The organism is Winogradskyella sp., from assembly GCF_965228925.1.
In the GTDB taxonomy this organism is placed as follows: domain Bacteria; phylum Bacteroidota; class Bacteroidia; order Flavobacteriales; family Flavobacteriaceae; genus Winogradskyella.
In genome coordinates this window covers 5,016,536-5,042,331 of record NZ_OZ245845.1, presented here as the reverse complement: position 1 = coordinate 5,042,331, position 25,796 = coordinate 5,016,536, and the positions used below count along the sequence as shown (strand labels likewise).

General features: G+C 37.6%; 23 protein-coding genes. 9 read left to right on the top strand and 14 right to left on the bottom strand.

All coding sequences use genetic code 11. The features are described from left to right. The first annotated feature begins 346 nt into the window (after positions 1-346). Together ACO052_RS20720 and ACO052_RS20715 are read left to right on the top strand one after the other, a co-directional pair. Complete coding sequence (locus ACO052_RS20720) at positions 347-1,153, top strand: hypothetical protein (RefSeq protein WP_422105722.1); 807 nt, start codon at positions 347-349, stop codon at positions 1,151-1,153. Between the two features lies 1 nt (position 1,154). Next, positions 1,155-1,667, top strand: a complete 513-nt coding sequence (locus ACO052_RS20715; RefSeq protein ID WP_422105721.1) for a DUF350 domain-containing protein — start codon at positions 1,155-1,157, stop codon at positions 1,665-1,667. 31 nt (positions 1,668-1,698) lie between these two features. On the opposite strand, the gene ACO052_RS20710 is transcribed toward ACO052_RS20715, so the two are convergent. Beyond that, positions 1,699-2,451, bottom strand: a complete 753-nt coding sequence (locus ACO052_RS20710) for a DUF481 domain-containing protein (RefSeq protein WP_422105720.1) — start codon at positions 2,449-2,451, stop codon at positions 1,699-1,701. A gap of 215 nt (positions 2,452-2,666) precedes the next feature. Here ACO052_RS20710 and ACO052_RS20705 point away from each other — a divergent pair, with 215 nt between their 5' ends. The 3 genes from ACO052_RS20705 to ACO052_RS20695 all read left to right on the top strand — a co-directional run bounded on the left by ACO052_RS20705 (position 2,667) and on the right by ACO052_RS20695 (position 6,917). Then, positions 2,667-3,953: a citrate synthase gene (locus tag ACO052_RS20705; RefSeq protein WP_422105719.1), complete on the top strand. Its 1,287-nt coding sequence runs from the start codon at positions 2,667-2,669 to the stop codon at positions 3,951-3,953. A 141-nt stretch (positions 3,954-4,094) separates the two neighbouring features. Further along, positions 4,095-5,579 (top strand): hypothetical protein, encoded by a 1,485-nt coding sequence (locus tag ACO052_RS20700; protein ID WP_422105718.1) that lies wholly within the window; start codon positions 4,095-4,097, stop codon positions 5,577-5,579. A gap of 423 nt (positions 5,580-6,002) precedes the next feature. Continuing rightward, a complete protein-coding gene (locus ACO052_RS20695) occupies positions 6,003-6,917 on the top strand; it encodes a dimethylarginine dimethylaminohydrolase family protein (RefSeq protein ID WP_422108089.1) in 915 nt (304 codons plus the stop codon). A gap of 5 nt (positions 6,918-6,922) precedes the next feature. Here the strand turns inward: ACO052_RS20695 and ACO052_RS20690 are convergent, their stop codons facing one another. The 6 genes from ACO052_RS20690 to rsfS all read right to left on the bottom strand — a co-directional run bounded on the left by ACO052_RS20690 (position 6,923) and on the right by rsfS (position 11,708). Then, positions 6,923-7,189 (bottom strand): acyl-CoA-binding protein, encoded by a 267-nt coding sequence (locus ACO052_RS20690; protein WP_422105717.1) that lies wholly within the window; start codon positions 7,187-7,189, stop codon positions 6,923-6,925. After that, positions 7,186-7,839, bottom strand: coding sequence for a phosphatidylserine decarboxylase family protein (locus ACO052_RS20685; RefSeq protein ID WP_422105716.1), 654 nt, complete (start codon positions 7,837-7,839; stop codon positions 7,186-7,188). The genes ACO052_RS20690 and ACO052_RS20685 overlap by 4 nt, the downstream gene beginning before the upstream one ends. Then, a complete protein-coding gene (locus ACO052_RS20680) occupies positions 7,829-8,650 on the bottom strand; it encodes a phosphatidate cytidylyltransferase (protein ID WP_422105715.1) in 822 nt (273 codons plus the stop codon). The genes ACO052_RS20685 and ACO052_RS20680 overlap by 11 nt, the downstream gene beginning before the upstream one ends. After that, complete coding sequence (locus ACO052_RS20675; protein ID WP_299521567.1) at positions 8,650-9,258, bottom strand: LUD domain-containing protein; 609 nt, start codon at positions 9,256-9,258, stop codon at positions 8,650-8,652. Before ACO052_RS20675 ends, ACO052_RS20680 begins: the two co-directional genes overlap by 1 nt. Before the next feature lie 102 nt (positions 9,259-9,360). Next, on the bottom strand, positions 9,361-11,304 hold the full coding sequence (gene ftsH, locus ACO052_RS20670; RefSeq protein WP_422105714.1) for an ATP-dependent zinc metalloprotease FtsH: 1,944 nt from the start codon (positions 11,302-11,304) through the stop codon (positions 9,361-9,363). A 32-nt stretch (positions 11,305-11,336) separates the two neighbouring features. Beyond that, on the bottom strand, positions 11,337-11,708 hold the full coding sequence (rsfS, locus tag ACO052_RS20665; protein WP_422105713.1) for a ribosome silencing factor: 372 nt from the start codon (positions 11,706-11,708) through the stop codon (positions 11,337-11,339). Between the two features lie 92 nt (positions 11,709-11,800). Here rsfS and ACO052_RS20660 point away from each other — a divergent pair, with 92 nt between their 5' ends. Then, on the top strand, positions 11,801-12,532 hold the full coding sequence (locus tag ACO052_RS20660) for a biotin--[acetyl-CoA-carboxylase] ligase (protein ID WP_422105712.1): 732 nt from the start codon (positions 11,801-11,803) through the stop codon (positions 12,530-12,532). Here ACO052_RS20660 and ACO052_RS20655 read toward each other — a convergent pair. Together ACO052_RS20655 and pyrE are read right to left on the bottom strand one after the other, a co-directional pair. Continuing rightward, on the bottom strand, positions 12,529-12,924 hold the full coding sequence (locus ACO052_RS20655) for an SRPBCC family protein (protein WP_422105711.1): 396 nt from the start codon (positions 12,922-12,924) through the stop codon (positions 12,529-12,531). The two genes, ACO052_RS20660 and ACO052_RS20655, sit on opposite strands and share 4 nt — an antisense overlap. Positions 12,925-12,952: 28 nt before the next feature. Next, on the bottom strand, positions 12,953-13,597 hold the full coding sequence (gene pyrE / locus ACO052_RS20650; protein WP_422105710.1) for an orotate phosphoribosyltransferase: 645 nt from the start codon (positions 13,595-13,597) through the stop codon (positions 12,953-12,955). A 112-nt stretch (positions 13,598-13,709) separates the two neighbouring features. Between pyrE and ACO052_RS20645 the strand changes: the two genes are divergently transcribed. Both ACO052_RS20645 and ACO052_RS20640 read left to right on the top strand, forming a co-directional pair. After that, the gene (locus ACO052_RS20645; protein WP_422105709.1) at positions 13,710-14,291 is read left to right on the top strand and encodes an NUDIX hydrolase; all 582 of its coding nucleotides are present in this window, start codon (positions 13,710-13,712) and stop codon (positions 14,289-14,291) included. A gap of 126 nt (positions 14,292-14,417) precedes the next feature. Further along, positions 14,418-17,792 (top strand): T9SS type A sorting domain-containing protein, encoded by a 3,375-nt coding sequence (locus ACO052_RS20640; protein WP_422105708.1) that lies wholly within the window; start codon positions 14,418-14,420, stop codon positions 17,790-17,792. Positions 17,793-18,112: 320 nt separating this feature from the next. Here ACO052_RS20640 and ACO052_RS20635 read toward each other — a convergent pair whose 3' ends face one another. Continuing rightward, positions 18,113-19,864, bottom strand: a complete 1,752-nt coding sequence (locus ACO052_RS20635) for a M14 family metallopeptidase (protein WP_422105707.1) — start codon at positions 19,862-19,864, stop codon at positions 18,113-18,115. Positions 19,865-19,976: 112 nt separating this feature from the next. On the opposite strand from ACO052_RS20635, the gene ctlX reads away from it, so the two are divergent. Beyond that, the gene (gene ctlX, locus ACO052_RS20630; protein ID WP_422105706.1) at positions 19,977-20,909 is read left to right on the top strand and encodes a citrulline utilization hydrolase CtlX; all 933 of its coding nucleotides are present in this window, start codon (positions 19,977-19,979) and stop codon (positions 20,907-20,909) included. A gap of 135 nt (positions 20,910-21,044) precedes the next feature. Here the strand turns inward: ctlX and ACO052_RS20625 are convergent, their stop codons facing one another. From ACO052_RS20625 to ACO052_RS20610, 4 genes are all read right to left on the bottom strand, one after another. Further along, a complete protein-coding gene (locus ACO052_RS20625; protein WP_422105705.1) occupies positions 21,045-21,677 on the bottom strand; it encodes a chromophore lyase CpcT/CpeT in 633 nt (210 codons plus the stop codon). Between the two features lie 171 nt (positions 21,678-21,848). Next, entirely contained in the window at positions 21,849-23,900 is a 2,052-nt protein-coding gene (locus ACO052_RS20620; protein WP_422105704.1) for a tetratricopeptide repeat-containing sensor histidine kinase, read from the bottom strand. Positions 23,901-24,229: 329 nt separating this feature from the next. Continuing rightward, positions 24,230-25,348 carry a glycoside hydrolase family 53 protein gene (locus ACO052_RS20615; protein ID WP_422105703.1) on the bottom strand — a complete coding sequence of 373 codons (1,119 nt, stop codon included), beginning with the start codon at positions 25,346-25,348 and terminating at the stop codon, positions 24,230-24,232. A 24-nt stretch (positions 25,349-25,372) separates the two neighbouring features. Continuing rightward, positions 25,373-25,741, bottom strand: coding sequence for a bleomycin resistance protein (locus ACO052_RS20610; protein ID WP_422105702.1), 369 nt, complete (start codon positions 25,739-25,741; stop codon positions 25,373-25,375). Positions 25,742-25,796 lie beyond the last annotated feature (55 nt).

Sequence of the window (25,796 nt, the reverse complement as noted above, 5' to 3'; positions counted from 1 at the left end):
TAATTGGAAAGGCTTTTTCTTTTTGTATTTTTAGCTAATGACTTTCAAGAAGCGATTACATAGTTTTTTACGGTTTATTTATAGTGTTTTATCAGGAATACTAATGTTCGCTTCAATAGTATTGCTCATATGCATATTCCTCGCAGTATTATTCAATCTCAATTATGATCCATCAACATTGATATTACTAAGTATAGTATTTATTGGCATCATAAGCTACATTATATTTAATAAGAGCGTCGTCATAAAGACAAAAAAGAAAAATCAGTCATGGTTCTTTTTCAAGGAGATTTTGAAGGTGGGATTCGTGTTGTTTGTGTTTGGTTTGTTTATTACTAAACTAAAATTGCCTGCACCAGTAATAGAAGATAAAGAAGAAATAGAGGTTGAAACCGAAGAAGTAGTATTATATACTGATAGTACCGAAACATCTTACGAGAAATATTATGAGAGTAAACAAACCTGGTACGATTTTCAGAGGAATAAGCACGTATTGAAGTTTAGGGTAGACTTTGACAGTGTTCAAAAATCTAAGGCAAATAGAGAGTCTTTAGAATGGAGAGACTTTAAAACTATCGTAAGGACTGAAAAGGAAGGTAAGTACAAACCATCAAGTTTTAATTTGGTTTATTCTTGGGGTAAATTATATACGAATTTGATTGAAAATGACAGACCAATGATCGAAAATTTGGCGTCGGAATTCTATGAATATCAACTTAAAAATGAATTGAGTAGAAAGCAATTTGCTGAATTGATGATTACGGCAATTCAAGACATTCCTTATGGGTTGGTGTTAACAGATTCATGCAAGGTTGAGCGTGTTAAACCATGTATTGGCAACATAAAGTTTGGTCTTTTTGCGCCAGCAGAATATGTATCCAATTTACATGGAGATTGTGATACTAGAACCGTATTATTGTATACGCTATTGTCAAGGTTCAATTATGATGTCGCCATATTGAGTAGTAAAGAATACCGACACTCAATGCTGGGACTAAATATTCCAGCTACAGGGAAATATAAAACATATAAACATAAAAAGTATTACTTTATAGAAACAACAGGACGAGGTTGGTCGGTGGGTGCCTTGCCTAAAGATTTTTCTAATATAAATAATTGGGATGTTGTCCTTATGCATAATACAAACATATAATATGGAATTAGTTTATCTAGCATTAAGTCAAATCATTATTTCAATTGCATTGTCAATTGTAATTATGTTTATTTCCTATAAGCTGCTATTGAAGCTCTTTAAGTTAAAAGATCAAAAAATAAACAACGATAATCTCGCTATAAGCATTTTCTTTTCAGGGATTATATTTAGTATTGGTTATCTATTGAGCGGAATTATCCCATCAATTATCAATACAATTGAGCTGATAAGGATTCATAAAGAGGACGCGATGTACTTTGAAATATTTAAGTACTCATCTATTGCTCTATTAATTGGATTTTTAATGTCTTGTATAATACTATTTACCTCGTTTACGCTCCTAAAGTCGATGACTAAGTATATCAAGGAAATAAGTGAATTAAAACAAAATAATATGGCTGTGGCACTTTTATTGAGTAGTATTTTGATAGCAATAACCTTAATATGTAAGGACAGCTTAATCTTCTTATTGGATATCTATGTGCCGCAACCAGATATAGTTAAATTTGATTGAGTATATAAAGTAGTAAAAACTTTGCTAATAACTAAAATGTATACAATAGACCGTTGGTGAGTTCAAATTGCGTTTTAGGAACGTCGGTGGTCACAGGAAAGGCATCATGAAAGAAGTTAAAGTTGGTTTTAAAGGCCAAGTCCTCAAAGATCTTGAATAGTAACGAGGTGTTACTCGAAAAACGATAGTCTTTGAACAAGTCGATTCTTGGCTGGTAATAACTGGTGCTAATGATACTAATCGTTTCCGTAGGATATAGACTGAACGATAAGTAAATACTTCCTCTGGCATCCCTTTGTATACGGTCGGCAATGTCGCTGGAGGCTTTTTCATACTCATACATCACTAAAGTACCCAAATAGAATCGATAATTGTCATTTTTCGATAGTTTAAAGCGCGGTCCAGTCCCGATTAAGCCTCTAAAACCAATTTCGGAAATGGCATCGTACTGTCCTTGAGCAAAAACCTCCCATTTTATTTTATTTGAAATTTTTCTGTTGTACCTAAGATGTTGGGTGCCCCTATTAATTAAAGAACTGCCTTCTACTTTCTGCAAGTTTAAATCGTTCACAAATAACCAAAAGTTAATATCATTATCATATTGGATGTGTGCTTTATTGGCTATTCTAAAGAGGTCATTTGTATTTTTAATCAACGATACATCCAAACTAACAGAACCTGTCCATCGTGTCGAGTCACTGGGTTTGCGCAAGGACTCCACATTCACGACTTGAGATAGGCATGACGATGTAATAAAAAAGACAATAAATTTTATAAAGTTCATAGGTAGTTATTAGTAGGCCAAAAGTACTAATTATGTTTACTTATTCAAGATCAGGGCTGCATTTTCGGACTAATGATATGATAAAAAAGGCATCGAATTAATTATCAATTATATGAATATCTAAATTGTTAAAAGCATTATAATAAAATTTAATAAATCCTTAGATATTTCGTAAATTTACAATCCTTAAAAACTCACAAAAACCCATAAAAAATATGTCAGATAAAGCGACCTTAGAAATTAATGGCAACACTTATGAATTTCCTATAAAAATAGGAACCGAAAATGAAGTTGCTATTGATGTTAAAACCTTAAGAAATGCAACTGAAGGTGTGATTACTATTGATCCAGGATATAAAAATACTGGGAGTTGCGAAAGTGCCATTACATTTTTGGATGGTGAAAAAGGAGTTCTAAGGTACAGAGGCTATTCTATTGAGGAATTAGCAGAAAAAGCCGACTTTTTAGAGGTGGCTTATCTATTGATTTTTGGTGAATTACCAAACCAAGAACAACTCGATAAATTTGAAGCCGATATAAAAGAAAAATCTGTTGTTGATGATGATGTAAAAAAGATATTGGACGCCTTTCCTAAGGCAGCACATCCAATGGGAGTGCTATCGTCATTAACCAGTGCGCTAACAGCTTTTTATCCGTCTTCGGTCGATGTCAATTCTGAAGATGCTATGTATAATGCTATTGTGAGAATATTGGCAAAATTCCCAATATTGGTCGCTTGGACCATGCGTAAAAAACATGGTTTACCTTTAGAATATGGTGATGATAATTTGGGCTATGTAGAGAATGTATTGAAGATGATGTTTAAGAAACCAAATAGCGAATATGTACAAAACCCTATTTTGATTAATGCCTTAGACAAATTATTGATACTTCATGCAGACCATGAGCAAAATTGCTCAACCTCTACCGTTAGAATTACAGGCTCTTCACATGCGGGTTTATTCGTGTCTCTAGCTTCTGGTATTTCAGCACTTTGGGGACCACTGCACGGTGGTGCTAATCAAGCGGTATTGGAGATGCTCGAAGCCATTAAAGCCGATGGAGGCGATACCAAAAAATATATGGCTAAAGCCAAAGATAAAAACGACCCATTCCGATTAATGGGCTTTGGCCACCGTGTTTACAAGAACTTTGATCCAAGAGCAAAAATCATAAAAGTAGCAGCCGATGAGGTTTTAGGGGATTTAGGCGTTGAAGATCCAATCTTGGATATTGCTAAAGGACTAGAAAAGGAGGCCTTGGAAGATCAATACTTCGTAGATAGAAAGCTGTATCCTAATGTCGATTTTTACTCAGGTATTATTTATAGAGCCATGGGTATTCCGGTAGAAATGTTTACAGTGATGTTTGCTTTAGGCCGTTTACCAGGTTGGATTGCGCAATGGCGCGAAATGCGTTTGCGCAAAGAACCTATAGGAAGGCCGAGACAGCTTTATGTGGGGGAGACTTACAGGGAATTCAAAGCAATTGATAAAAGATAAGACCAGAAGAAACTTAAAACAAAAAAAGTCTTGCCAAATGGTAAGACTTTTTTTGTACATACTTAACAAAATAATAAATTCGAGATAAGAATTTTTTGTAAAAAAATTCTTATTTTAATAAAAATAAAAATCAAATTAATCATGAAATCGAAAAGCATTTTCTTATTGGTATTATTATTAGTTTTAGGATATATGTCTAAAGTAATTGGACAGACTACATTTTATGGACAAGATGCTGGACTTAATAGTACGGGATTCAGAGCGCATGGTTTTGGGTTTGAAGCACTTTTTAACAATACAGGGACTGATAATCATGCATTTGGTTATCAGGCTCTAAAGACTAATACAAGCGGCTCTAGAAATAATGCTTTAGGAAGTTATGCCTTATTAAATAATTTAGATGGTATAAATAACACTGCGGTAGGTACTTCTGCTTTAAGGGCAAATACTTCTGGTAGTGGGAATATAGCGGTTGGTTCAAATGCTTTAAGGAGGAATAACACTGGAAGTGGTAATATAGCGATAGGTGTTGAATCATTAAATGAGAATACTTTAGGAGTTGATAATATTAGCATTGGTAGTGGAGCACTAGGTGTAGCGACGGAGGGTGATAGGAATATTGTTTTGGGTTATTCGGCTGCTCAAAGCTTAACTACAGGTTCTGATAATTTGGTTATTGGCTATCGTGGTGCTAAAAATATCACTACTGGGACAAATAATGTATTTATAGGTAATACCTCTGTAGCAAATGCGCCTTCAACAGCAACAACAACAGGAAGAGATACCTCTAATACTATTGTTATATCAAATGGATCAGCCTCCAGTCATGTTATGATTATAGATAATAATGGGTATATGGGACTAGGGCTTGGTAATCATGTACGACCACAAAACAGATTGGAAATAGGCTCAGGTCTATTAGGAACTTCGGGTCTACGATTTAGAGGTATAAATGAAAGTAGTGCGACCGTAAGTTCTAATGGAAAAGTGCTTACGGTAAATGCCAATGGTGATGTGGTTTTAACAACCGATGTGGGCTCAGGTGCTTCTACTATAATTAACGCTGGCGATTATATAAATATTAGTGGTAATGGGGTGAGTGATAATCCTTATATTATAGATGCAGAAAATCTTTATAATGTTGATGGAACATTAATATCAAACAGAATAGTAACTATGAACAACAACCGCTTAATGTTTGATACTGATGCAAATGGTGCTATTTACGTAGGAGATAGAAATGACATCACTAATAACGACAATTTTCCAATGACGAACGATACGTATCGATTGTTTGTAGAAGGCGGTATTCTGACCGAAAAAGTTAAAGTTGCTCTAAGAAGTACTGCGGACTGGGCTGATTACGTTTTTATAGGGGGGTACGACTTACCGACTTTAAAGGAAGTTGAAATGTTTATTAAAGATAATAAACATCTACCTGGCATAGCATCTGCAGATGAGTTGGTCGAAAAAGGTTTAGATTTAGCCGATATGCAAGCGAAGCAAATGCAAAAAATTGAAGAGTTAACACTGTATGCCATTGAGCAAGATAAAAAACTTAGAAAGCAAGGTGAAGAAATAGAACTGTTAAAGGCTCAAGTCAAAGCCTTATTGGATGGACAATAGTATAAGTTCAATTTTTGAACCATTTAATTTTGAAGCAATATGTCTAGATCGAGTTTTTATTAATCGGATATTATGTCTACTATAAGATGCCATTAAATATTTAGCATATTCAAGTCAATAATCTAGATCATTATCCTTCGCTTACTTTCGTTAATATTTAACATACTGAGACGTATTTTAAATAGTAACTATTACCTCTATTGAAAGACGCATTGTTTAGATAGAAAAGTGAGATTAACGGGGGCTTTAAGGCCCAATGTCAATAATTTCTAAGGGTATTTATATTTTTAGTGTTTTTCAGGTGATAGAGAAGTTCGTTCCAGTAAACTTATTAAAGAATAAGGCCTCATGTTAAATTAAATAAACAAAGCTTATCCATCCGATAAGCTTTGTTTATTTTTGTTCTCATTTAAAAATGTTTGAATAGTGAACTTAAACATACAAAACGAAACCTCTCGCCTTAGAGCCGTTATTTTAGGAACTGCAGAGAGTAATGGACCAACGCCTAAAGCCGAAGACTGCTATGACCCTAAAAGTCGTCAGCATGTATTGGCAGGGACTTATCCCTTAGAAGCCGATATGATTAAGGAAATGGATGCTGTTGCAGAGGTATTAGAGCGTTATCATGTTAAGGTGTATCGACCCGAAGTAATGAAGGATTACAATCAGATTTTTGCAAGAGACATTTCCTTTGTTATTGAAGATAAAATTATTATTGCCAATATTTTACCAGATCGTAAACACGAGATTGAAGCTACAGAATATGTTTGGACTAATGTTGATAAATCCAATAGGATTGTATTACCAGAAGAATGCCATGTCGAAGGTGGTGATGTGATGCCTTGGAACGATTATATCTTCATAGGAACCTATTCCGGAGAAGATTATCCAGATTATATTACAGCGCGTACCAATATACAGGCCGTAAAAGCGATCCAAGACTTATTCCCTGATAAAATAGTGAAGGCCTTTGAGTTGCGTAAATCGAATACAGATCCCTATAATAATGCACTGCATTTAGACTGCTGTTTTCAACCCATTGGTAAGGATAAGGCCATTATTCACAAAAATGGGTTTTTAGTTGAGAGTGAATACCAATGGTTAGTAGATTTTTTTGGAAAGGACAACGTATTTGAAATTTCTAAAGAAGAAATGTATGCGATGAACAGCAATATATTTTCCATTTCCGAGGATGTTATTATTTCGGAGCAAAACTTCACCAGACTTAATGCCTGGTTGAGGGATAATGGGTTTACAGTAGAAGAAGTCCCTTATGCAGAAATTGCAAAGCAAGAAGGCTTGTTGCGCTGTTCTACAATGCCTTTAATCAGGGATTGATTCTTTTATTTACGATATAAAAAGTAATTATTGACGAGTTTAATATATTCTTGTTTGGCCTCATCTTCACTAATATCTTGTACTTGAAATAGTGCATTAGTTTTAAAGGCATTGATGATGGGTTTGCGGCTACTCGGCCTTCCATAATCGTTAGTAGCCTTTTTATAATAGGCATAAAGACGAAGTAAAAAATCAGCAGGAAAAGGTTCGGTATGCGCGTTAATACGCTCTACGGCTTCTTCAAACTCTGTATGTAATTCTTCAGGTGTCATTTCATCTCGGCAATGATGCTTTCGCCTCCTCTAACTTTTTGGTTGAGCTTAACCTTTATTTCGGCATCTAAAGGTAAAAATAAATCTACTCTAGACCCAAATTTTATAAATCCAGAGTCAGCTCCCTGAACCGCTGCGGTATCTTTTTTTGCGTAATTGACAATCCGCTTAGCCAAGGCACCAGCAATTTGTCTGTAAAGCACTTTACCAAACCCATCATTTTCTACCACGACCGTAGTACGCTCGTTTTCCTCACTGGCTTTAGGATGCCATGCGACTAAATATTTTCCTGGATGGTATTTACTAAAGCTTATACGACCACCTATAGGATAACGTGTCACATGAACGTTCAATGGAGACATAAATACAGAGACTTGAATTCGTTTATCTTTAAACACCTCATTTTCCATAACTTCTTCAATGACCACAACCTTGCCATCGACAGGAGATAGGGCTTGCTTTTCGTTAGCATGTGTATAACGCTTTGGATTTCTGAAAAATTGAAGAATAAGGATAAAGAAAATAAGAATGGCTATCATCAAGCCTTTTCTAAGCCATTCATTAAAAATAAATTCATCAATTAGAAAAAACGAACCGACAACAATAACCAACGTGACGAAAATAATCTTATGGCCTTCTTTATGAAACATAGCTTAACAATCTTAAAAATAAATACACAAACGGTGCTACAAAGATAATACTATCTAACCGGTCTAATAAACCGCCATGCCCTGGCATAATGACTCCACTGTCTTTAACGCCAGCTTGCCGCTTAAACTTAGACTCTATTAAATCTCCCAAGGTACCTAAAACACTTACTATTATTGCCAAAATGAGCCAACTCGTAAAACCAAGAGTTTCTGTATACAAAGAAATAAAATAACTGGATATGCAGGCAAAGAATAGACCTCCTAAAAATCCCTCGACTGTTTTTTTAGGCGATATCCTTGGAAATAATTTTTGCTTACCAAAGTTTTTACCAATTAAATAGGCGGCACTATCATTAACCCAAATTAATATAAAGCCCCCTAATAACAACAGTGGGGTAAATACATTTTGGTAGTTGGCGATCAATAACATAAACACAAAACCACTCGTGAGATAAAAGGTAGTAACTATGTAACGTTTAGAGCTAAACAACGGAATTCTTTTGGTAGTGAATAGATCCTTAATGAGGATGAGGTTTACAAAGATGGTAATGACCAACAAAATTTGAATGGCTTCGTCACTACCGTTAAGGTTATGTTTCCATAGGCACATATACCAAAACACTCCAAAAAACAGTACGAATATAATATACTGTGCAAATGACTTAAGATGAATTAATTTGCTCAACTCGACAAGACTCAAAATACCAAATACAGCTAACAAAATAGTTAAAGCATTTTGCATATAAAGAGAACCAATAAGTAATAGAACATAAATAGCCCCAGAGATAGCCCTTATAGATAATTCTTTCATTATAAATCTTCTAAAAGAAGTAGGTAGAGGTTTTTAGCGCTGCTTCCGTAAGTGAGAAAGTCTTTGTCGTCAGCAGTTTTAAAATGCTTTATAGTGGTAATATTCGTTGGTATTTTAGTTTTACTCTTAGCTTTTATGCCTTTTAATCCTTCGCCAATGTTCTCAACGAACTGACTTGTTGTGGCATAAATGATAAAGTGTTCTGGTAATTCCTTGAGTTTCTTTTCGGCGATTTGGTTCGAGGAAATCAGTAAAGAGCCATCATCAGAAATTAAATATTCACAGGTGGATAAAAAATAAGAACTCTCAGATATTTTAGTTGTACTGTTGAGATTAAAGTCTTTAAAAAGTGCAGATAAACGTTCATCAATTAAGAAAACCTTATCGTTGTGCCATTGATTTTCGTCTAATATCGAGTTAAAGCTATCCTTAACTTCATCCATATTTTCACAATACAAGAACTTGCCACCGTTGGCCTTGAAGTTTATGGTAAAGCGTTCATCAGCAGGCAACTTAATTTCGGGCATGTATTTGCCGCGTTCCTGATTCGGTATCTGTTCTTCAGACTGATCAGATTTTTTTCCGAAGAGTTTACGAAATAAGCTCATTTAATGATTGCTAATAATCTATTTTTTGAGGGACTTCCAAATATAAAAAAACTTAAATTAACAATACGTCAATTTAAGTTTTTTATATGACTGCAATGCCACTTACTCTTCCTCTGTGGCATCAGCTTCTTTTTTGTCAAAAGCCCGTTTTCCGAATATTTTCTCTAGGTTATCCTTGAAAATCACTTCCTTGTCTAACAAAACTTCAGCGAGCTCTGTTAGCTTATCCTTATTGGCTTCGAGAAGTTTAACCGCACGGTCGTATTGCTCTTCAATAATATCAGATATTTCTTTGTCGATAAGAACAGCAGTTTCTTCACTGTAGGGTTTGGTAAATCCATATTCAGACTGACCAGAAGAATCGTAGTAGGTGAGGTTGCCTACTTTGTCGCTGAGACCGTAGATAGTCACCATAGCTCTAGCCTGTTTGGTCACTTTTTCCAAATCACTTAAGGCACCAGTAGAAATCTTTCCGAAGATAACCTGTTCAGCAGCGCGTCCACCTAAGGCAGCACACATTTCGTCTAACATTTGTTCTGGCCTTACAATCAGGCGTTCCTCAGGTAAGTACCAAGCAGCACCAAGCGAACGCCCTCTCGGAACAATAGTGACCTTAACGAGTGGAGCAGCATGCTCTAACATCCAACTCACCGTGGCATGACCAGCCTCATGAAAGGCAACAGCGCGTTTTTCTTCTGGTGTGATAATTTTATTCTTCTTCTCTAGACCACCAATAATTCGATCCACAGCATCCAAAAAGTCTTGCTTATTTACAGCTTTCTTACCTTTTCTTGCAGCTATTAATGCAGCCTCATTACAAACATTAGCGATATCCGCACCCGAAAAACCTGGAGTTTGCTTTGCCAAGAAATCAACATCGAGTGTTTCTTCCTTTTTTAGAGGACGGAGATGTACTTCAAAGATTTCTTTACGCTCCCTTACGTCTGGAAGGTCTACATAGATTTGCCTATCAAATCGACCCGCACGCATCAAAGCACTATCCAAAACATCCGCTCTATTGGTCGCCGCAAGTACAATAACATTGGTATTGGTGCCAAAACCATCCATTTCAGTCAATAACTGGTTTAATGTATTTTCACGCTCGTCATTGGATCCAGAAAAGTTGTTCTTTCCTCTAGCTCTACCAATAGCATCTATTTCGTCTATAAAAATAATAGAAGGCGATTTTTCTTTGGCCTGCTTGAATAAATCTCTAACACGCGAGGCACCGACACCTACAAACATTTCTACAAAATCAGAACCCGATAAAGAAAAGAAAGGTACCTTAGCTTCACCAGCAACGGCCTTTGCCAATAGGGTTTTACCAGTTCCAGGAGGTCCAACAAGCAGTGCTCCTTTTGGAATTTTTCCGCCTAAGGCAGTGTACTTTTCAGGGAATTTTAAAAAGTCAACGATTTCTTGAACTTCCTCTTTAGCACCTTCTAAACCGGCCACATCCTTGAAGGATGTTTTCGTATCTGATTTTTCGTCAAACAACTTCGCCTTAGACTTTCCAATGTTAAAAATCTGTCCGCCAGCACCGCCACCAGCACCCGAAGACATACGTCGCATGATGAAAATCCATACGCCGATGATCAGGATGAAAGGCAATAAGGTCAGCAAGAAATCGCCCCAAACATTTTGTTCCGTCTCGTATTTGACCTCAGTACTGAGATTATTTTCTTCGATACTTTGTCGGATGTCTTTTTCAAAATTTTGAAGATCACCAAATTCAAACTTATAGTTTGGCATTGCCGTAACAGAAGGTAAAATCGATTTTGGTTTGGATTTTCTGTGAACCTCTTGTTCCTGAGCTTCTTTCGTTAAATACACCCGGGCCTCACGTTTATTAACAATCTCTACCTTAGAGACATCTCCTCTGTCTAGATATTCTAAAAATTGTGATGGAGTTGTTTGTGTACCCGTAGATCCACCAAAACCTCCAGAAAACAATTGAATGGATAAAAATACAGCAATGATTATCCCATAAATCCAATAGGGATTTACTTTCGGTTTTTTATTTAAATTTTTATTGTCTTTTGCCATCTTGTTGCCGCAAACGCGGTAATCTTTTTTGTTTAGTAACTGGTTTCTATTTGCGTCATTTTAGCGTCTCCCCAAAGACTTTCAATGTCATAATATTCTCTAATGTGCTTCTGAAATATATGTACAACAACATTGACATAATCCATTAAGATCCACTCTGCATTATCTGTGCCTTCTACATGCCAAGGCTTATCTTTTGTAGTTTTACTAACTTGTTTTTGTATGGAGTTGACGATTGCGTTAACCTGTGTGTTCGAAGTACCTTCACAAACTATAAAATAATCACAAACCGTATTTTCAATATCTCTTAAATCTAAAATTGTAATTTCTTTTCCTTTAACCTCTTCTATTCCACCAATAATTGTAGTAATGAGTTGGTCTGCACTAGTTTTGTCTTTCGTCATTAAATTGAATTAAATTTATGCAAAGTTATTATTTTTTTAGTTCTTGTAGGTTCTAATTCTCATAAGAAAACCATAAAATAGAACGCTTCGACATGTTTATAATCAAACTTGATGCCATTGATTCTACAAATACCTATCTAAAGGATATGGCGTCGGTTGCGATACCAGAGGACTATACCGTTGTGGTTGCCGAACAACAGACGACTGGGCGAGGACAAATGGGCACACAGTGGAGTTCAGAAAGAGGTAAAAACCTTACCGTCAGTGTGTTTAAGAAGTTTACGGATTTTAAAATAGAAAATCAGTTTTATATTAGTATGGCCGTATCTCTTGCGATTTGTAAGACACTTAAGGGGTTTAAAATTCCGAAACTTTATATTAAATGGCCTAACGACATTTTGTCAGCAAACCAAAAAATATGTGGGATTTTAATAGAAAATGTCATAAAAAATAATCAGTTTAAAGGTTCTGTTATAGGCTTTGGATTGAATATTAATCAGAAGTTTTTTAATGATTTGCCCAAGGCGTCATCTATGGGCCTGATTACCGGTATTATCTATGATAAGGATGAGGTCTTATCCAAAATTTTAAAGAATCTTCAATTCTATTTCAAATTATTAGAAACCCAAAAATACGAAGAGTTAAAAACTCAATATGAAGCCCTTCTTTTCAGAAAGGGAAAGCCGTCGACATTTAAATACCTTAACAATGAGACCATTTCAGGTATTATTAAGGGCATAACGACCTCCGGGAAACTAATAATCTGGATGGAAGACGATATCGTTAAGACCTTTGATCTAAAGGAAATAACCTTGTTGTACTAAAATGCGGTCTTCATATTAGACACCAAAGTCTCAATAAACTTGCTGATAGGCCCTTTAATCATCATGCCCATCATGGCATTGAATTCACCATCAAAAACCAGTTGTACTTGGCTCTGATTAGTGTCTGTTTCACTTATATGCCCAGTAAGAGAAAAATCTAATTTTCCACCGGCCGCTCCCAATACAATTTTTTGATTTGGGGTAGCTTCTTTCTTCTTTAAGGTAATTTCTGGCATTCCTTTGAGTGCAAAAAGAAATGTATCTTCTTCCAAAACCTCAAATTTACTAATGTTCTCGGGCATTAAACTTTCAAAATTTTTGACATCCGATAAAAAATTGAAAGTGTCTTCTGCGGATTTATCCAATGTTACTTTTGGCGATTCTAAATTCATTTAGTTGTCTTTTTTTTGAAAGTGTCTATCAAATTGCGTTCCATTCACTTGGATTAGCATTCCATTGTGCTAAAGTGTCTTGTTCTTTTTGAGTAATATAGTTGGTGTCTAAAGCTTGTTCTAGAAGATTTTCGTAATTCCCTAGGGTGTGGAGTTCAACCCCAGCATCATCGAAATTTTTTGTAGCTAGATCAAATCCGTAAGAAAAAATAGCGACCATACCTTTAATAGTCACTTCGGCCTCTTTAAGCGCTGCAACAGCATTTAGACTGCTTTTTCCGGTACTTATTAAATCTTCTATGATGACTACAGACTGTCCTTTTTCTATATGACCTTCAATTTGATTTTTACGACCGTGTTTTTTAGCTTCGGGCCTCACGTAAACAAATGGGAGATTGAGATATTCAGCAACCAATACACCAATACCAATAGCACCAGTAGCGACACCCGCAATAACATCGGGTTTACCGTAATAGTCTTCAATATGCTTGGCCATGGTCTCCCGGATATAATTCCTAATTAAAGGATAAGAAAGAACAATTCTATTGTCGCAGTAAATCGGTGATTTCCATCCAGATGCCCAAGTAAATGGATCCTTAGGTTGTAGTTTTATAGCGTTTATTTGCAATAAAACTTCTGCGGTTTTTTTTGCGGTTTCTTTATTGAAAATCATTTTGCAAAACTAATGATTTTTATAAGTTTTAAACGAAATAAATTCTAATTTAAAAATTGGTTTCGCAAAAAATAATATTTTTACGACAGTTAAGTAATAACTCACCAAATCCATGTATACCGTTTATGTAGGAGATAAGCCTATAGTTTTGACTACTAAGGTCGAAAAGGAAACGCGATTTAAATCATTTCTGTTAAAGTCTGTAAACATAGGCAAGGTTATTAAAATGCTTAATACGACAGATTTAGAAGCGGTGCATTTGATACATCATAATCCTGATAAACTTTTAAAACACTTTTTGAAACTATTGCCAAATGTTGTAGCAGGAGGAGGTAAGGTTTACAATGCAAAAAACGAAGTGCTATTCATCTATAGGAATAGTAAATGGGATTTGCCTAAAGGCAAGGTGGAACTAAAAGAATCTATCGAAGAAACAGCCATACGCGAGGTAGAGGAAGAAACCGGTGTAAAAGGATTAAAAATTACTAGACCTTTATCGACCACCTATCATATCTTTAAAAGAAACGGGAATCACAAAATTAAAGTCACCTATTGGTTTGAAATGAAAACTGACTTCGATGGCAAATTATATCCACAAGAAAAAGAAGGGATTACCCAAGTAAAATGGTTAGATAATAAGGCATCCCAAAAAGCCTTGGAAAATAGCTACGCCAACATCAAAATTTTGGTTTAAACGTTTTATCAGTAAAAAGTAACTTTTTATCCGATTTCTTGTTAATAATTCTTAAAGTTTAAAAGTCGGATCATGTCCAATTTATATTTTGTTTAACTTTATTGAAAAATAATTAAACAAAAAGCAATGAAAAACAAGTTACTTCTAGAGACCCCAAATCTGAAAGTCAACCTATTTGTTTTATTCTTTAGTTTTTTAACATTTGGTTTTGCTCAAAATGAGTCTCGATGGTGTGGTGACATTGAGAATTTTGAGTTTACCAATGGAAACGAATCGACCCAAATTGAGAACTATGGGTCTTACGATATTTCAGAGTTACCGAATGAATTTTATGTCAATGCTCATGTAGATGGGTTTTCACAAAGTCTCCGGTATCGCATCGAAAATCTGGATACGGGGGCGGTTTATCAAATTGTTGAGAATGTATTGCCTTACACATTTCCAGCAGGAGGAAATGCTTGGAACTTAGGAACGGGAAACTTTAAGGTTGCCGCGACGTTGTATTGGCGCAATGGAGCCAGAGGTTGGGCTTGCGATAAAGATGTTATCAGGTTCACAATTACTGAAGAAGAAGTATGCTTGGCAGATGCGGGAACACTGATGGCAACGGAGACGCAGGTCTGTTCAACAGGAGAAGTAACGATCTCTGCACATCCAAACGGAGATGCCTTTGTTCCAGAAGGGTTTAGTACGCTGTTTGTGCTGACTAGAGGCGAGGGCTTGGTGATAGAGCAAGTCGGTCCTGCACCGGAGTTTACGGTAATTGGCGGCGGCGATTATACGATCCATACCTTGGTCTATCCAACAGGCTTGGATCTGAGCATCGTTCAATTGGGAATAACGACAGGCTTTGATGTCAACGGACTATTGATACAGGGCGGCGGCGAACTTTGCGCATCGTTGGATGTCGCGGGAGCACCGGTCCACATCACGAATCCTGATGCGGGCACCCTAACGGCCAACGAGAGCAATGTGACCCTCGAAGGGGGATCGGCTATGATCTCGGCAACACCAAACGGAGATGCCAGCGTTCCAGAGGGCTATAGTACACTTTATGTATTGACCAGCGGCGAGGGCTTGGTGATAGAGCAAGTCGGCGGGACACCGGAATTTACGGTGACCGAGGCGGGCGATTACACGATCCACACCTTGGTGTACCCTACAGGTCTGGACCTGAGCGTGGTACAATTGGGAATAACGACCGGTTTTGATGTCAACGGCTTGTTGGTACAGGGCGGTGGCGACCTTTGTGCTGCACTGGACGTTCCGGGTGCACCGATACATGTTGACGAAGAGGAAGCATGCTTGGCAGATGCGGGAACACTAACGGCAACGGAGACGCAGGTCTGTTCCACGGGCGAGGTAATGATCTCGGCACATCCAAACGGAGACGCCTTTGTTCCAGAAGGTTTTAGCACATTGTTTGTGCTAACAAGAGGTGAGGGCTTGGTGATAGAGCAAGTCGGTCCTGCACCTGAGTTTACGGTAATGGGCGGCGGTGATTATACGATCCATACCTTGGTCTATCCAACGGGCTTGGATCTGAGCATCGTTCAATTGGGAATAACGACTGGCTTTGATGTCAACGGACTATTGATACAGGGCGGCGGTGAACTTTGCGCATCGTTGGATGTCGCAGGAGCACCGGTCCACATCACAAATCCTAATGCGGGCACCCTGACGGCCAACGAGAGCAATGTGACCCTCGAAGGGGGATCGGCTATGATCTCGGCAACACCAAATGGTGACGCCAACGTTCCAGAGGGCTATAGCACACTCTATGTATTGACCAGCGGCGAGGGCTTGGTGATAGAGCAGGTCGGCGGGACACCAGAATTTACGGTGACCGAGGCAGGCGATTATACGATCCACACCTTGGTGTACCCTACAGGTTTGGACCTAAGCGTGGTACAATTGGGAATAACGACCGGTTTTGATGTCAACGGCTTGTTGGTACAGGGCGGTGGCGACCTTTGTGCTGCACTGGACGTTCCGGGTGCACCGATACATGTTGACGAAGAGGAAGCATGCCTGGCGGAAGCAGGAACGCTCACGGCGACCGAGACGCAGGTCTGTTCAACAGGAGAAGTAACGATCTCTGCGCATCCAAACGGAGACGCCTTTGTTCCAGAAGGTTTTAGTACATTGTTTGTGCTGACGAGAGGCGAGGGCTTGGTCATAGAGCAAGTCGGTCCTGCACCGGAGTTTACGGTAATGGGCGGCGGTGATTATACGATCCATACCTTGGTCTATCCAACGGGCTTGGATCTGAGCATCGTTCAATTGGGAATAACGACTGGCTTTGATGTCAACGGACTATTGATACAGGGCGGCGGTGAACTTTGCGCATCGTTGGATGTCGCAGGAGCACCGGTCCACATCACAAATCCTAATGCGGGCACCCTAACGGCCAACGAGAGCAATGTGACCCTCGAAGGGGGATCGGCTATGATCTCGGCAACACCAAATGGTGACGCCAACGTTCCGGAGGGCTATAGCACACTCTATGTATTGACCAGCGGCGAGGGCTTGGTGATAGAGCAGGTCGGCGGGACACCAGAATTTACGGTGACCGAGGCAGGCGATTATACGATCCACACCTTGGTGTATCCGACAGGTCTGGACCTAAGCGTGGTACAATTGGGAATAACGACCGGTTTTGATGTCAATGGCTTATTGGTACAGGGCGGTGGCGACCTTTGTGCTGCATTGGACGTTCCAGGTGCACCAATACACGTTGACGAAGAGGAAGCATGTTTAGCATATGCAGGGACATTATATTCAGATCATCCAATCCAATGCATAGATGACGGTATTGCAACAATTTTTGCCGAAACGGCACAGGAGCCTGTAATCCCAGACGGTTACTCTCAGTTGTTTGTATTGACGAATGCCTTTAATTTAACCATTTTAAATGTGTCCGCCACACCGACATTTGATATTGACACTGTAGGATTTTACAGAATACATAGCTTGGTTTATGACCCAAGTACGCTAGATTTGAGCATCGTTCAATTTGGGGTGACAACCGCTTTTGATGTGCTGCCATTATTGCAACAAGGTGGCGGGGATATTTGCGCTTCCTTAGATGTTAGAGGGGCAGTTAATTTAGTAGTACCCAAATTCTTTTGCACTTTCTTCAATAACTTTTTTGGTTATGGTAGAGGCATAAATCCAGAAGTTGAAGCTGTAAATAATTGGGCAAATGAGTTTAACGACTACACTAGTTTTGAGAAATCGATGTTAAACCAATTAACCGAGACTTCTGTATATCCAAACCCAGTGAAATCCAATCTAAATATTAAAACCACATTATTAGACGACGAGACTATTAATTATTCAATAATTGATATGCAAGGTCGACTATTAAAAAGTGGAGTTATCACGACCTTATCTAATGGGACGCACCAATTAGATATGAGTCATCTAAATAATGGGACTTATATTGTTCAACTTAACTCAGCATTTAGAAACTTCACGACCAAGGTTCAAGTGGATTAATAGCACATAATAATCACGAAGACTTAGGCTTTAAAGCCACCAATTTTGGTGGCTTTTTAGTTTTAATCAAAAAGAATTCCCCGACGCTCTGCGTTGGGGTTTCCGTTGAAATTGTCATTCCCGTGAAAACGGGAATCTAAATATAAAATTTCGGTTTTTAACCCTCAAAGGTTAAAATGCGCTACGTTGAGCTTGCCGAAGTATACCTCTATGGCTCTGCCTCGGGGATACCTATCCACCGGCCCGCCTTCTGAAGTCTCGTCGCCCGCCTGCCAACTAGGCAGGGAGGATTGGCAGATGGAGTTCGTTTCAAGAAATTTTTATTTTATTCGATAAACAGGATATTGCAAGTGCGCTTTTTCATAATGCTCACTTTTTTTGTGGATCCAATCGAGCTGCGCGAACCAATTATTGGCAAATTCTTCGTCATAGCTTACCTTAACATTGTACTCTATTTGTAATTTTGGATAAGCCTTTAAGAGTAGTTTTGCTTTGTCCTCCCAAACATAAGGGGAAAACCCTTCTTTTTGTTGCAAGATGGTATCAAAGAAATTCCAATTAAAAAAAGAATCTGGAGCTGTGGGTTCTAAGGTTTCGACCAAGTAGCGTATTGCCTTTTGGTCGGTCCTTATTATATAATCGCCTTGTCTAAAGGCTAGGGTCTCTTCAGCAGTTTTTACTTTGGTGTTGTAGTGAAGATAATGCCCTTCATAAGCCGATGTTCGCGTTTGGTAATCCTCTATTCTATAGGATGCTACAGTTAATGTGGTGTCGTTCTTAATCTCGGTAATTTGGACATCGTTAAGTTTTAGCAATTCTATCACATTATGCCAACCTCGGGGAATGATATAAGCTTTTGGTATGGTGACTTGAGTTGTCGGTATAAAATAATTTTGATAGCTTACGTCTTTAGTGAATGGCTTTGATCTATCGTACTTTAAACGAGGAGCACCAGTTAAGTCACTTGTTATCATATGTCCTTCATAACCTTTGAATTTTAAGGTCGAAGATTTTGTAGTGTCAATGGCCCATGTTAAAGGATAGGTGCTGCCAGAAGACCAAGTTTTTGCTTGCGAATTTCTAAGCTCCGTTATTCTTGAGCCTTGTTCTTCTGTAATTTCTAGCATACTCTTCATGAGCTCATAAGTTCCTTCTACACGCTGCTTGTAAGGTTTTAGCATATGCGTTTCTATCATCATACCCAAGGTGTTGAACAAGGATGTATAACCCGTAGAGTAACGCGGTGAATCCATAAACTGCGAAAAACCAGAATCGGGAGTACGATTAAAAACATTGACATAAGGTGTTATGTCCCATTGTTTTTTTGCTAATTTTTGTTCTAGTTTAGGCATCATTTCACTATGCAAATAACCTCCCAAAGGTCCCCCTAATTTATTGTGCTGTGTAAATAAATGGGTCAAGGTATATTGGTAATCTGCGCCATTGCTTACATGGTTGTCAATAAAAACATCGGGTTGTACCAAATGGAATATTTGCGCAAAAGTTCTGGCGTTTTTAGTGTCGGATTTTATAAAGTCGCGGTTCAGGTCGTAGTTACGCGCATTACCTCTAAAGCCGTAGGCTTTTGGTCCATTTTGATTGGTTCTTGTCCCCGAATTTCTATTTAAACTACCACCAATATTATAAATGGGGATGGTAACCAAAACGGTATGTTTTGGAGCTTCAATAGAGCCATTAACCAAATCTCTAAACAACATCATCGTGGCATCGATACCATCCGATTCACCGGGGTGAATACCATTATTAATCAGTATGATTCTATTGTTAGCTCTTAGTTTTTCAAAATCATCCCCCGTTCCATTCATATTTAGGGTAATAATGTGCAATGGTTTACCAGAGTCTGTCTCACCGATTTCTCTAATCGAAATCGCTTCATAGTTTTCGGCTAAATCTGTATAATATTGAATAGTTTCTTGATACGTTGCCGTTTCCAATCCTTCGCTTTTTTCAAAAACTGTTGTAAAATCGAAATTAGATGCTTTTGGACCTTTGGTATCCGAATTTTCAGAGCAAGAGGTTAGTATAAATAGAAGGATAAGAATCTTTTTCATAGTGTATGTAATTGAGTTTCAAACTTACAGCTTTTCAGTTATAAAAATTGTGAATATCGTAAAATTCAGAGGAGAAAAAAGACTAATTTTGCAAAACCTTCAAAAATTTAAAATGCAACAAACCACCCAAACGATTTTAATGGTTCGTCCTGTTAATTTTAGGATGAACGAACAAACAGCAGTCAACAATTACTTTCAGGAAGACATTGCATTGAAAAATGCTGAAATTAATATTAAGGCTCAGGAGGAGTTTGATGCTTTTGTTGAAAAATTAAGGGCTGTTGGTATTAATGTTATTGTAACTAGCGATGATGATCGCGATGATACCCCGGATTCAATTTTTCCGAATAACTGGGTGAGTTTTCACAGTAATGGTGATGTGGCTATTTATCCAATGTTTGCTGAGAATAGAAGAAAGGAAAGACGGGATGAGGTTTTTGTTCAACTTGAAGCGGAGGGTTTCAATATTGAACATATTGTAGATTACACGTCAGCTGAGAATGAAGGTGTATTTTTGGAGGGGACTGGAAGCGTGGCTTTAGATCGTGTTAATAGAAAAGCATACTGTGCTTTATCTCCACGAGCGGATGAGGATTTGTTTATAGAATTCTGTGAAGACTTTGAATACAATCCGGTCATATTTACAGCCAATCAAACTGTAGATGGAAAGCGATTAGCGATTTATCACACCAATGTGATGATGTGTTTGGCCGAAAATTTTGCTGTTATTTGCTTGGATAGTATCGATGATAAAAAGGAACGCAAAACCGTTGTAAAGCATTTAAAGGGAGATGGGAAAGAAATTATAGCAATTACAGAATCCCAAATGCATCAGTTTGCCGGTAATATGCTACAAGTTCGGGGTACCGATAACCAACGCTATTTGGTGATGAGTGAAGCCGCTCATAAGAGCTTGACCAAAGACCAAATTAAACGCATTGAGGCCTATTGTCCAATTCTTTCTAGCTCTTTAGAAACCATCGAAACCTGTGGTGGTGGCAGTGCGCGTTGTATGATGGCCGAGGTGTTTTTGCCGAAAGAATGATAAATAACAGTTATCGACTTAGATTCGACAAACTATTTACCATAAAAATTCATAATAAGTTACCTTTTTTGGATTACCAATTATCTGAAATATCTTAGATTTTTGGAATTTGGTTTTTAAAGATTGGAATTTTCCCTAATCCAATTTATTAAAAACATAAGGTCCCTTTTCTGCTCCCCAAACATAGTTACCCTCAGCATCAAAACCTCTGTCCCAAGAGATGACCTTATCGGCTAGTATTTCTACCTCGCTTCTGGCAAATGACGCACCACGCATAGTGCTCACACAAGTGGTGTCTCCAGTTTTTCCCATGAAGTGTTTTTCCGAAATGCGTTTTAGTACCACTTCGCAACCGTCTTTAAGAGCAATATCTTTTAATGAAATTGAGTCAAAAGCTTTTGGAGTTTTCCACTTACCAATCCAGAGCGAATCAGTATTCAAAGCATAGACTGCAGAGCTAAAAGTACTATCTGATAATCTGGTGACTTCATAGATACGCTGGCGATAGGGGCGATCTTGCATGCTGTTTAAAGCTTGTTCTACATAAAGAAAATTTCCTTGATCTTCCCAAATAGGATACATGTGTAGCGAAATATTAAAATAAGACGAATCAACTTGCGACTGTATTTCAGAATTAAAAGAGCCCTGCATCAATGCAAATAGTTCTTTGAGTTCCGTATCCTCCTTAATTACGGGTTCGGATTTAGTCTCATTTTTACAATTAAAAATAAAAATTGCTAAAATTAGGAATGGAAATAAACGTTTCATCTGTTATTATTTATTGTGTTTCAATGGTCACACTTCGACTTTGCCTGTCTGCCGACAGGCAGGCTCAGTGCTAGTATGGAATGCCCTAACATCATTTCGTTGGGTCGACTAAAATTGTTAACGGGCATTTCATAAAGCTATATTTTGAGACTTAAATATAGACAAAATTAATTAAGCTTTAGGAGCAGCTTTGGGAAGTTCAATAAAGAACTTACTACCGACATTAACAGTGCTTTCCACCCAAATTCTTCCGTTGTTGAGTTCTACTAAATCCTTAGCAATAGTTAGTCCAAGTCCTGTTCCTTTCTCATTTTTGGTACCAATCGTTGTAAAGTTATTCTTGGCATTGAAGAGTTTATCAATATTTTCTCTAGATATACCAACACCAGTGTCCTCTACACAGATTAAGGCTTTACCATCGACATCCTGATTAGACACGGTTATCACATCGCCGGTTCTACTAAACTTAACCGCATTGGTAATTAAATTCTGTATCACAATTTCGACCATACTGCGGTCCGCATAAACAAAATCGCGCTGCGACTCATCAATAAGGACAATGCGTTTGTCCTCAACTTTTTGCTCTACGAGTGCCATTTTAGTATGGAAGACGTCTTGGATATTGAAAAGCTCTGGTTTGGGCTCAAGACTTTGCATTTGCGATTTAGACCAATTCAACAAATTGAACAAGAGAGAAGATGCATTGTTGGCATTTTCGCTCAATTCTGGAATTAGTTCTCTAAATTCTTCCTTAGATATGCTGTCTTCTTTTAGTAAATCTAAAAAAGCCTTTATGGATGAGATAGAATCTTTTAAATCATGAGAAACTATAGAGAATAACTTGTCCTTCACTTGATTAACTTCTTCTAGATGATGAGTTTGCTCTAATATGGCTTCATTTCTCTGTTGCTCCTGTACCAGTTTTTCGTTTTGTTCGTTAATGAGTTCTTTATAGGTTCTACGCTTCAAATAATTGAGTAAGAGTAGCGTTGAAAGAATGAGTACCGCAGCAAGAGCACCGTAAAGGGTTAAAGGATGGTTTAACCATGAATTTTTGGCCTTTTGGTTCTCTTCTAAATCATCAATTTCCTTTACAATAGGATTAGGATTATATAAATCAATAGGTTCAACATCCGTGGGGAAAGTAGGTTGGTCAATTTCAGAGAGCTTTTCTTTTAAATCGTAGTACTTGTTTTGCCAAAAGAAGGCATTCTGAAAGTAGCCGCGTGTAGAATCTAAAGCGATGTGGAGTTTATAGTTTTCCAATAAGGCTGCTTTATTATCAATTTTTTGGGCAATATTATAAGCTTCATCCAACTGAATTTCTGCTAGCCTTACTTTTTGTTTTTGAAGATTTAGATGGCCTATGGCATTCAATGCAAGTAAAATACCTTCTTGGTTGCCTTGTCTTCTATTGTATTTTAACCCCTCAACTAAATATTCCGAAGCTTTGTCGTACTCTTTAAATTCTAAATATTCACTACCGAGTTTTGGAAGTATTTCACCACGCAAATCCTTATCCGTGGTCGGATTCAACATATCCAAAACATTTTCATAAAACTCTATAGCTTTACGATGCTCTTTTCGCATAGAATAGAGATCGGCGATGTTTTTTGTTGAAGCAATAATGCCATCGCGATCGTCGATACGTTTTCTAACATCTAGGGCTTTAAAGTTAAAATCTATAGCCTTATCTATTTGATTGGTTTTAAAATAAGCTTCGGCCAGATTGTTGTAAGCCGAACTCAGCTCGTCTATTAAACCGCGTTTTTCGAAAATGTCAATAGCTGATAATGAATTTTGAAGTCCAATGGCATAATTACCACGCTTTATCTCAATAAGGCCAATACTGTTGCTCACTTTTGCAACACCTAGGGTGTCGCTAATCTGCAGATAGTATTTTCGCGATTTATCGTAGTTATCAATAGCGTTGTAGTAGTCGTTACGTTCTGTATAAATTAAAGCTCGGTAATACGTACTTTCCGCAAGCCCTTTGGTATAGTTTAATTCTTGGGCAAGTTTTGCGGTTTCGTTAACGTAGCGGAGCGCTTTATTGTAATCTTCAATAGCATAGAGTTCGTTAATGAGCATTAGCGATAGGTCTACCTTAGTGGAATCAGCATCTTGGTAGGCTAATTGTACCGTAAGGTCATCTATCCTTTCATTTTGAGAAAGTACAATGAAAGAGATAAGACAAACAGCTAATGTCAATAACTGCTTCATCCTTTAGCGGTTGATAGACGAAGTACTATGTTTTGGTGTACGAAACTTTTATAGAGGGATGCCAAAAGTAAGTCAACACTAAACAATAACAACGTGGTTAATGTTCGATAATTAAGCCTCATTAATGTTTGGGACATTGTTTAATAGCCTACCAAAAATGCCATAATGTGGTCAAAAACGCTAATATTTGGGATTTAATGCTAATAAATTAGATGAAATGACAGATGAAATTAACGAAAAAAAAGTTGTATCGATTAACGGCAGAAATCCTAGAAAAACTACCATTTCATCGATGAAATGCACTTTTGTTGTAATATACTGATAATTAATTATTTAGAATTGAATACGTCTAACGCAGGCAGTGCTTTAAGTTCAAAGTCAAATAAACATTGATTCTCCCAAGATGTTCCTGAGGTTGAGGTCACTTCGTTGCCTTCAAAAGCTACCCAATCGGGTGCCCAATAGCAAAAGCCGATGCCATGATTGCCAGGTATGTTTTTTACAGTTTGTATCAACCATTCGATATACGCTTTTTGACCTTGAGGTGAGGGAGAAAACTCAACCAAAATTTGATCTGAACTTCCAATAAAATTGGTCTGATTGTCATTCCATTGCAATGTAAAAGGATAGGCCACTTCAACCATCAAAATATCTTTGTTAAAGGTGTTGGCTAACTCATTTAATTTTGAAGTCACCAGATTTAAATCTTTGGTGTGAAATTGTGGATAATAGGACAGACCAATGATGTCAAAATCGAGACTAAAAGCCTGCAGTTCGTTGAAAAAAAAGATAGCGCGTTCTACATCAGAATGATGAAGCATAATACGAATATTATTTTCTGTATCAACTTCTTTTATCGCCCTGATAGCCTCTGAGACCAAGGCTGCATAATTTGACCAATTGTCGCTAAAATTGTCCCAAACTCTACCGTAATCCCAAAGAAAACCACTATTGGTTTCGTTGCCAATTTGGATGATGTCGGGTAAGGTGTTTTGTGCGTTTAGTTGCGCAACCACATCTTTTGTATAGCTGTAAATGGCAACTTTTAGTTGTTCAAACGTCATGTTCTGCCATGCTGTTGGTGGCGTTTGGGTTCCTGGGTCTGCCCAATAGTCACTATAGTGAAAATTGAGTAGAAAATCCATGTTTTTTGATTTGATCTTTTGCGCATAGGCCTTCACATCAGATAACCCGTTTTCGCCATTTTGTGGCGTATGCCAAAGTTTTAGGCGAACAAGATTTGTACCTTTTGATTTTACAAAATCCAGCAGCTCAACCGAATTTCCATTCCCATCTTTGTAATCAATATCATAGGCTTCCAATTCACTCTGAAAGGATAAGTCCATGCCTTTGTAAAAATCGTCAGAACCGTCAGAACCACTATTAGTGTCATCATTAGTTGAACAGGAGACCAATACAATTAAAAGGATGAGCTTTAGTAATTTCATGTGACTTTTGATGCTAAGTTTTTATTATTCTGATATCTCTTGTCCAAATTTAATTAAATTTCCGTCTTCATCTAATATGGCAAACTCACGCATTCCGTAGGGTTTATCTTCTAATTTTCCGTAAGGATGGATAACATTGAAAGGCGATAATTCATTGTAAAGCGTATCGATATCCTCGACGTCAACATAGCAGCTTGTATTTTCTGGATGAATTTTATCATTACATCTCCAAAAATGAACGACAAAATTATCGCGTGCAATAACGGCATAATTATCATCTAAATAGCCTACACGGTCAAAGCCAAGTTTATTTTTATAGAATTCAACCGTCTTCTTAATATTTAGCGATGCTAAAACAGGAATACCTCTTAATAGATGTTTTTTTCGTTCCATTTTTTATTGATGTTTAGTGCAGCTTTAAAATTAGCGAATTATAAGGGTTCAAAAC

Excerpts from the sequence above, each read along its gene's own strand:
- ACO052_RS20635 (WP_422105707.1), bottom strand. The coding sequence starts at position 19,864 with ATGAAAAAGATTCTTATCCTTCTATTTATACTAACCTCTTGCTCTGAA.
- ACO052_RS20715 (WP_422105721.1), top strand. The coding sequence starts at position 1,155 with ATGGAATTAGTTTATCTAGCATTAAGTCAAATCATTATTTCAATTGCA.
- ACO052_RS20625 (WP_422105705.1), bottom strand. The coding sequence starts at position 21,677 with ATGAAACGTTTATTTCCATTCCTAATTTTAGCAATTTTTATTTTTAAT.
- ACO052_RS20690 (WP_422105717.1), bottom strand. The coding sequence starts at position 7,189 with ATGACACCTGAAGAATTACATACAGAGTTTGAAGAAGCCGTAGAGCGT.
- ftsH (WP_422105714.1), bottom strand. The coding sequence starts at position 11,304 with ATGGCAAAAGACAATAAAAATTTAAATAAAAAACCGAAAGTAAATCCC.
- ACO052_RS20685 (WP_422105716.1), bottom strand. The coding sequence starts at position 7,839 with ATGTTTCATAAAGAAGGCCATAAGATTATTTTCGTCACGTTGGTTATT.
- rsfS (WP_422105713.1), bottom strand. The coding sequence starts at position 11,708 with ATGACGAAAGACAAAACTAGTGCAGACCAACTCATTACTACAATTATT.
- ACO052_RS20610 (WP_422105702.1), bottom strand. The coding sequence starts at position 25,741 with ATGGAACGAAAAAAACATCTATTAAGAGGTATTCCTGTTTTAGCATCG.
- ctlX (WP_422105706.1), top strand. The coding sequence starts at position 19,977 with ATGCAACAAACCACCCAAACGATTTTAATGGTTCGTCCTGTTAATTTT.
- ACO052_RS20640 (WP_422105708.1), top strand. The coding sequence starts at position 14,418 with ATGAAAAACAAGTTACTTCTAGAGACCCCAAATCTGAAAGTCAACCTA.
- ACO052_RS20675 (WP_299521567.1), bottom strand. The coding sequence starts at position 9,258 with ATGAGCTTATTTCGTAAACTCTTCGGAAAAAAATCTGATCAGTCTGAA.
- ACO052_RS20620 (WP_422105704.1), bottom strand. The coding sequence starts at position 23,900 with ATGAAGCAGTTATTGACATTAGCTGTTTGTCTTATCTCTTTCATTGTA.
- ACO052_RS20705 (WP_422105719.1), top strand. The coding sequence starts at position 2,667 with ATGTCAGATAAAGCGACCTTAGAAATTAATGGCAACACTTATGAATTT.
- pyrE (WP_422105710.1), bottom strand. The coding sequence starts at position 13,597 with ATGATTTTCAATAAAGAAACCGCAAAAAAAACCGCAGAAGTTTTATTG.
- ACO052_RS20645 (WP_422105709.1), top strand. The coding sequence starts at position 13,710 with ATGTATACCGTTTATGTAGGAGATAAGCCTATAGTTTTGACTACTAAG.
- ACO052_RS20655 (WP_422105711.1), bottom strand. The coding sequence starts at position 12,924 with ATGAATTTAGAATCGCCAAAAGTAACATTGGATAAATCCGCAGAAGAC.
- ACO052_RS20615 (WP_422105703.1), bottom strand. The coding sequence starts at position 25,348 with ATGAAATTACTAAAGCTCATCCTTTTAATTGTATTGGTCTCCTGTTCA.
- ACO052_RS20710 (WP_422105720.1), bottom strand. The coding sequence starts at position 2,451 with ATGAACTTTATAAAATTTATTGTCTTTTTTATTACATCGTCATGCCTA.
- ACO052_RS20660 (WP_422105712.1), top strand. The coding sequence starts at position 11,801 with ATGTTTATAATCAAACTTGATGCCATTGATTCTACAAATACCTATCTA.
- ACO052_RS20680 (WP_422105715.1), bottom strand. The coding sequence starts at position 8,650 with ATGAAAGAATTATCTATAAGGGCTATCTCTGGGGCTATTTATGTTCTA.
- ACO052_RS20700 (WP_422105718.1), top strand. The coding sequence starts at position 4,095 with ATGAAATCGAAAAGCATTTTCTTATTGGTATTATTATTAGTTTTAGGA.